Annotated in this window: 1 rRNA gene; it reads left to right on the plus strand. The window is 56.8% G+C overall.

The features are described 5' to 3' along the window. A 16S ribosomal RNA gene (locus tag LH47_RS14900) occupies window positions 1-611 on the plus strand; the annotation flags it as partial.

The following is a 611-nucleotide window of genomic DNA, read 5'->3' on the forward strand; positions in this document are numbered from 1 at the left end:
AACCTGCCCTGTAGACGGGGATAACACCGAGAAATCGGTGCTAATACCGGATAACACGAAAGATCGCATGATCTTTCGTTGAAAGGCGGCGCAAGCTGTCGCTACAGGATGGGCCCGCGGCGCATTAGCTAGTTGGTGAGGTAACGGCTCACCAAGGCGACGATGCGTAGCCGACCTGAGAGGGTGATCGGCCACACTGGGACTGAGACACGGCCCAGACTCCTACGGGAGGCAGCAGTAGGGAATCTTCCGCAATGGACGAAAGTCTGACGGAGCAACGCCGCGTGAGCGAGGAAGGCCTTCGGGTCGTAAAGCTCTGTTGTTAGGGAAGAACAAGTACCGCAGTCACTGGCGGTACCTTGACGGTACCTAACGAGAAAGCCACGGCTAACTACGTGCCAGCAGCCGCGGTAATACGTAGGTGGCAAGCGTTGTCCGGAATTATTGGGCGTAAAGCGCGCGCAGGCGGTTCCTTAAGTCTGATGTGAAAGCCCACGGCTCAACCGTGGAGGGTCATTGGAAACTGGGGGACTTGAGTGCAGAAGAGGAGAGCGGAATTCCACGTGTAGCGGTGAAATGCGTAGAGATGTGGAGGAACACCAGTGGCGAAG

It is taken from the genome of Anoxybacillus thermarum (assembly GCF_000836725.1).
Lineage (GTDB): Bacteria > Bacillota > Bacilli > Bacillales > Anoxybacillaceae > Anoxybacillus > Anoxybacillus thermarum.